This window comes from Flavobacterium caeni, assembly GCF_900101895.1.
GTDB classification, from domain to species: Bacteria; Bacteroidota; Bacteroidia; order Flavobacteriales; family Flavobacteriaceae; genus Flavobacterium; species Flavobacterium caeni.
The window spans coordinates 1-6,021 of record NZ_FMVF01000040.1 but is presented as its reverse complement, the minus strand read 5'-3'; the positions used below and the strand labels follow the sequence as shown (position 1 = coordinate 6,021).

6 protein-coding genes are annotated in these 6,021 nt (G+C 36.0%); 5 read left to right on the top strand and 1 reads right to left on the bottom strand.

What is annotated here, in order from left to right:
* Positions 1-236: 236 nt before the first annotated feature.
* Positions 237-404 carry a hypothetical protein gene (locus BLP55_RS17110; RefSeq protein WP_170826902.1) on the top strand — a complete coding sequence of 56 codons (168 nt, stop codon included), beginning with the start codon at positions 237-239 and terminating at the stop codon, positions 402-404.
* 115 nt (positions 405-519) lie between these two features.
* Here the strand turns inward: BLP55_RS17110 and BLP55_RS16165 are convergent, their stop codons facing one another.
* Positions 520-1,338 (bottom strand): DUF6602 domain-containing protein, encoded by an 819-nt coding sequence (locus tag BLP55_RS16165; RefSeq protein ID WP_139149791.1) that lies wholly within the window; start codon positions 1,336-1,338, stop codon positions 520-522.
* Between the two features lie 36 nt (positions 1,339-1,374).
* Between BLP55_RS16165 and BLP55_RS16160 the strand changes: the two genes are divergently transcribed.
* From BLP55_RS16160 to BLP55_RS16145, 4 genes are all read left to right on the top strand, one after another.
* Positions 1,375-1,578, top strand: a complete 204-nt coding sequence (locus BLP55_RS16160; protein WP_091147261.1) for a hypothetical protein — start codon at positions 1,375-1,377, stop codon at positions 1,576-1,578.
* A 189-nt stretch (positions 1,579-1,767) separates the two neighbouring features.
* Positions 1,768-2,748, top strand: a complete 981-nt coding sequence (locus BLP55_RS16155; protein ID WP_091147258.1) for a hypothetical protein — start codon at positions 1,768-1,770, stop codon at positions 2,746-2,748.
* A 244-nt stretch (positions 2,749-2,992) separates the two neighbouring features.
* Positions 2,993-5,500 (top strand): cation-translocating P-type ATPase, encoded by a 2,508-nt coding sequence (locus tag BLP55_RS16150; protein WP_091147255.1) that lies wholly within the window; start codon positions 2,993-2,995, stop codon positions 5,498-5,500.
* A gap of 273 nt (positions 5,501-5,773) precedes the next feature.
* Positions 5,774-6,021, top strand: a 248-nt coding sequence (locus BLP55_RS16145; RefSeq protein ID WP_139149790.1) for a helix-turn-helix domain-containing protein, incomplete at its 3' end; no start/stop codon positions are given.

Here is a 6,021-nt window from a genome sequence, read left to right as displayed (position 1 = left end):
AACGTATGAATAGCGATCTTGTAATTCTAAAAGATAACAAAATTACAAGGGTAAAACCTTAGCACTTCTCACAACAGCGCAGTTAAGCAAGAGCTCGATTTCAGTAAGTTGAACGTTCGTTTTTCACGTAGAATGTTCTATCTTGGCAGAGAGAACTCAGTCCGCTTTTCCGCTCCTGCGTAACTGCGCGAAACGTTAGTGGCAATGCAGCCGCGAGACGCTGAAAAACCTAATGAATGAAAAAAATATTTTATCTAATATTACTTTTTGCAATTCAAACTTTTAGTCAGAATTCTAAAAATGATAATTCTGCGGCGGAAATTGTATATTCTTCAATCGTCGAAATTGAACAAGGAATTTTAGATGGAAATGGATATGAAATTCATTTACCGTTAGGCCGCTAGGCGCAGTTGCGTCAAAGCGGGCTGAGTCGTCTCCGCGACGACAATTTTTGTTCGTGAGAACGCTGATAATTTACTGAAAATATAGCAATTGCGCCTAACGGCGGTTATGTGACGTTTATTCGCCCTTGCTATAATAATTTTGCAATTCAATTCTTGGTTTCCTTACATGCTCTAACGTACTACCGATTGCGTGCAAAAACATTTTTATGTGAATATTTGGTTCTGTAACGCTACTTTTTACAATTACACTTGGCATTAAATCACCTCGCACTACTGGATATTCACACATCTTACTCACACCTTTAAATACATGGTCGAATGCTTCTTTGTTGGCGTCACTAAAATATTCTCTTTCTATAGAGTAGGCAATTAACCCGTCTTCAAGACTTAAGATAAAATTATGTCTAAATTTATTTTCAACGTTCTCGTATAAGTCGTTGAAATCTATTGTAAATTCGAAATCTATTTTCTTACATACCAAAAATGTTGTTATTATTTCACCTTCTGCCCGAAAACTAGAAATATCTTGATCCAACTTTTTTTGGGCTGCTAATTTTTCAAGAATTTCTTTTAGTTCAGCTTTACTTCGTATAACAGATTTGACTTCGCCGATTGCTAAAACCGACTCTATTGGGAAAAATCTTAAGACACCGTCGTTGATTACAGGCGTATTGTCACTATCGTAAAGAATTACATCACATTGCGTGCTACCTCTATTTTCAGAGGTTATAACAAACCCATCTTTTACTTGAATTCTTTCAGGTATAACGCTTTTTATGATTTCGATTAAAACTCTTTCGCGATATGTACCAAACTCTTGAGCATGGAATAACTTTCCGTCTATTTTAAAAATTCCCTCACTATCTTCTAAAAAAACGGATTTAAAAGTTTCAATTTTACGAGCTAAAATTTTTTCGAATATTTCACTTGGCATGATTACGATGTTTTTTGTAAATGTCACATAACTAATTTGATTGCGCAACTTTCCGGAATAAAACCTAAAAAAGAAGACTTAAACTATTTTGGTCACGTTTATTTCCCAAAAATTGAAGAAGTCAAACTTTGGAAAGAATGGTATGATAAAAACAAAGCTAAAATAAGCTTTGGTGAAGTTGACAAATTATCTGGTGAAAAGACAATTCAATTTGAATATGAAACTGGGAAATTTAGATAAACGCTGCAAAGCCACTAACCGCGCATTTACTCAAAGCGCTCGATTTCGGTAGCCGGAAGTTGTTGTTTCACGAAGAAATTTTTATCTTGACAGAGAGAACTCAGTTCGCGCTGACGCGACCACGCAAATGCGCGAAACGTTAGTGGCAAGATTACCACAAATAGCATTTAACGATAAAAAGAAAACACTATGTTCAAAAAGACTTTTCTATTCGTAACAACTATTCTAGCAGCAACATCTGCTTCAACTGGATATGGTTCACCAGATTCTTTAAAAGGTTCAGTAAGTGCAGATATATTTTTAGATTGGTTCAACAATGCAGAGAAATGTGTACATATAAAAGGACTTATCATATTAAATCTGATTCCCTCAATTTTTCTTATTATTCAATCTGTTTTGTTTTTGAAAGACCAAAAGAAACTTAAAGGTATATTTACTGTTTTTGCGGTGTTTGCGAATCTTATAGGTGTATTCATTATCATAAATTATGCTTATCCAATTGCTTCTCAAATAGAAGGATGGGCACCCGACAAATTACCTTCGAATTGGATTAGTCTAAAAGATGAGTGGTTTAAATATATCGAGATTTATGGCTTACTTGGAATGTTGGGATGGCTTTGTTTTGTGATAACTTATTTTGTGCCTTCAAGCAAACATGTAGCAGTAAAAAAGCTCCCCCGCTTTCTAAATTTTTCTAAAAATGCGTTACTATTTTTTCTAACTTTTGTTATGGGATTAAGTGCCGCACGTTTGTACGATTTTTGCTTTTTTACTTTTACTTATGAGATTTCAGGGACAACGTTTATTGAAATGCATCGCCCTTTAGATTTAGTTATAAGAAAAGTAGCTCCAATAGTCTTTACATTCCTTTTTTCATTATATATATTACTTACCATTCTTTTTTTTAGCGAAAAGAACAAGAATAAAGGATTGCTTATTATTCTCGCAACAATTTTCCTGGTTTGTGATACCTTTATAGCTTTAGAATATAATGGTCCAATAAACGACCTTTTTAATAGCTGGACGAGTACAACTATACCAATTAATTGGGCAAGTATAAGAGACAAATGGTTAAACTATCATTTATATAGAGATGTATTAATGATATTTGGTTTCTCATCTATTATACTAACTTATTTTGTTCAAAAAAATGAAATTGCAAAGAAATGAAAGTTAACGAAAAGTAGATATCCTGCCACTAACAGCCTGTAAGCTCATTACGCTAGATTTTGGTAGCCGGAAGTTGTGGTTTCACGAATAAAATTTTATCTTCGGCAGAGACAACTCGTTTCGCTGGCATCGCGAATGCGCTTACAGGCGACACGTTACAGGCAAGCGTGGAAAAATGCACTAAAACGCTTTTTACAGTAATTTAAATAAATCTAACAGTTTATGTTTTTAAAAAATTAGACTGATGCAGTATAATGTCCCCAAACACATTAAAGGTCTCACAACTGAGGAATTAAAAACCTCTCGAAAAAAATTTGGTTTCAATCAAATAGACGCTATTAAAAAAAATGCGTGGTATAGGATGTTGCTCGATATTTTGAAAGAACCAATGCTGCTTTTGCTTATTGCGGTAACAGTTATTTATATAATAGTTGGCAATTATTCCGAAGCTATTTTTATGTTGGGCGCTATTATTGTCGTTTCTGGCATTTCATTCTATCAAGACAATCGCAGTAAAAAAGCACTGGAAGCGTTGAAAAAATTGAACGAACCGTTAAGTACTGTTATCAGAGATTCAATCGTGATGCAAATTCCCACAAACGAAATTGCCGTTGGCGATTTATGCATTGTCGAAGAAGGAAAAATGATTAGTGCTGATGGCGAAATTGTGCACAGCAATGATTTTTCAGTTAATGAAGCCTCACTAACAGGTGAAAGTTTTTCAGTATTTAAAAGTCAAGAAACCGAAGATAGAAAAATATATAGCGGAACGCTGGTAGTATCTGGTTTGGCCATCTTTAATGTAGAGAAAATTGGAGCAGAAACCAAACTAGGGAAAATCAGTCAATCCATTCAAGATATCAAAGAAGTTCATTCGCCACTGCAAATTCAGATTACCAAATTTGTAAAGGGAATGGCGATTATTGGTGTTATCGTGTTTCTGATGGTTTGGGGATTTAGTTACTGGAAATCAGGAGACATCATACAAAGTTTACTCGCTGGATTAACCTTGGCCATGTCTGTGCTTCCAGAAGAAATCCCTGTAGCCTTTACTACTTTTATGGCTTTAGGTGCCTGGAAATTAATGAGTGAAGGTGTGATAATTAAACGTAGTAGTGTGGTCGAAACATTGGGCAGTACTACAGTGATCTGTACGGACAAAACGGGAACTATTACTGAAAACTCCATGCGACTGAAACTTTTATTTGATTACAAATCAAACAAGGTTTTTGAGGATACGCAATTCAATACACCTGAGCTTTCAGAGCTTATTCGTTTCGCTATGTGGAGTAGTGAACCCATTCCGTTTGATCCCATGGAAAAAACACTGCATCAAATTTATGAGCAAACACAATCCAATGATGAGCGGAAGAATTTTCAAATGATACACGAATATCCATTAGAAGGGAAACCTCCAATGATGACGCATCTTTTTGAAAATAGTTTAGGTGAAAGAATTATTGCAGCCAAAGGTGCGCCCGAAGCCATTCTTGCCGTTTCTAATCTTACGGAAAGCGAGAAGGACGATTTACGACAACATATCATCAATTTCGGAGCGCAAGGGTACCGAGTACTGGGCGTGGCTAAATGTAATTTTGAAGGCAATCACTTTCCTGAAAAACAACAAGATTTTTCTTTTGACTTTTTAGGATTCACTGTTTTCTACGATCCACCGAAAGCGAACATTCAAGAAGTATTTAAAAAGATATATGCTGCAGGCATCAAGGTAAAAGTCATCACAGGAGACAATGCAGATACAACAAGGTCTATTGCGCATCAAGCAGGAATTATAAACGAAACAGCAGCAGTAAACGGAACCGATATCGTTCATCATACAGAAACCGAATTGATGGAACTTTCTAAAAGCACCACACTGTTTACGCGTATGTTCCCCGAGGCAAAATTGGCAATTGTAAACGCTCTTAAAAAGAACGATGAAGTGGTGGCCATGCTGGGAGATGGCGTGAATGATGCACCTGCTTTGAAAGCAGCTCATATTGGTGTAGCGATGGGAAATAAAGGAACAGAAATCGCAAAAGCAGCGGCAGCATTGGTTATTGCAAATGATGATTTAGACAAATTGATCACTGGAATAGCGGCTGGAAGAAGAATTTATTCCAATCTCAAAAAAGCCATTCAATATATTATATCCATTCATATTCCGATTATTCTAACGGTTTCTTTACCCTTGTTTTTGGGTTGGATATATCCGCATATTTTCACACCGGTACATGTTATTTTCTTGGAGCTAATAATGGGGCCAACCTGTTCTATTGTCTATGAAAATGAGCCGATGGAAAAAAATACAATGCTAGAGAAACCACGTAAAATGACCGAGACATTCTTGAGCTGGAAAGAATTAAGCATTAGTATTATTCAGGGATTGGCCATTACCGCAGGCGTTCTAACTGCATATCAGTATGCTGTACAAAACGGTAGTAATGAAGCAACTACACGTTCAATAGTTTTCACAACTTTAGTATTTGCAAATGTGTTTTTGAGTATGGTTAATCGCTCATTCATTTACAGTGTATTTGATAGTTTTAAAAATAAAAATACATTGTTCCCATTAATACTTGGAGCATCTTTGGTTTTACTTATTGCAATACTCTATATTCCGCCATTCGCTTCTTTCTTTCAATTGAGTAGTATAAATTTCCAGCAATTCTTAATCTCAATTTTAATTGCTGCCGTGTCGGTGTTGTGGGTCGAAGTGTATAAATGGGTTAAAAGGTTGAAAATAAATAGATAGTTTACGAAAACGCCAGCCTGTAACACTTACTACAAGCAATAGCTGGTCTTGAGGTGATTTCAAATATACAAAACCAATCGCAAAACCATAAATTTTGCAGAAAAAAAAGATAGCAAAATTTATTGGTTTTGCTTAGTTTTATCTCGGCAGAGAGTACTCTGCTACAATTCCCGCTACTGCGTGTAGTAAGGGAACGTTACCAGCAAGCGCAAAACCACGAAGGACAATTCAATAACTTAATGCAACAAGTCTAATCCTTAGATTTGCTGCCTTATGGACAAAAAAAGAACACGCCTCAAACTCGAAGAAAGAGTCATCATACAAACTTTACTTGCCGAAAAAAGATCGATTTCATACATCGCCGATAGGCTCGAAAGGAACAGATCGTCGATCCATCGGGAGGTCAAAAAATGGGTCGTAAATCCCAAAGACAAATATGATGCGAAACTCGCCCAGTTCTGCGCCGATGATGAGTACAAGAATAAGCGCAATCTCGACAAGATAAATACATACAAAAAGCT